We start from the raw sequence: 400 nt of genomic DNA on the forward strand, positions 1-400 counted from the left end.
TTCTTCGCCCGCCGGACCGGTGACCACAGCACTCTGCGGGCCGTCAACGGAAGGTTTTGACAGGGGGGAGGTCCGCCATGTCCGGTCTGCCGGAATCACGTCGAATGCATTGCTGAGCGTGGTGCCTTCCCCCTGGCTGCCATGCTGTGCCTGCGGCTGCTCACCTTTCAGAACGCAGCCTGTCACCTGCCATTCCCGGTTCAGCGTGGGCGAAGGGTGGCCGGTCAGGGTGAAGCGCTTTCCGGGCCACAGTTTCGGGGAATTGCTCACACAGGCTGCCGTTTCGGCACCGTTGCGCCAGCCTTCTGTTTTATAGCGGGTGAAGTTTTGTCCGTGCGATTCATCCTTGAATCGACCGGGATAATCAAAAATCTCGTACTGTGACAACTGCCCGTTCAGG

The 400-nt window shown here is 60.0% G+C and carries 1 protein-coding gene; it reads right to left on the reverse strand.

Annotated features, from left to right (window positions below):
- Positions 1 to 400, reverse strand: a 400-nt coding sequence (locus tag FDX22_RS15290; protein ID WP_255432927.1) for a contractile injection system protein, VgrG/Pvc8 family, incomplete at both ends; no start/stop codon positions are given.

The organism is Citrobacter sp. TBCS-14 (assembly GCF_005280805.1).
GTDB lineage: Bacteria > Pseudomonadota > Gammaproteobacteria > Enterobacterales > Enterobacteriaceae > Citrobacter > Citrobacter gillenii.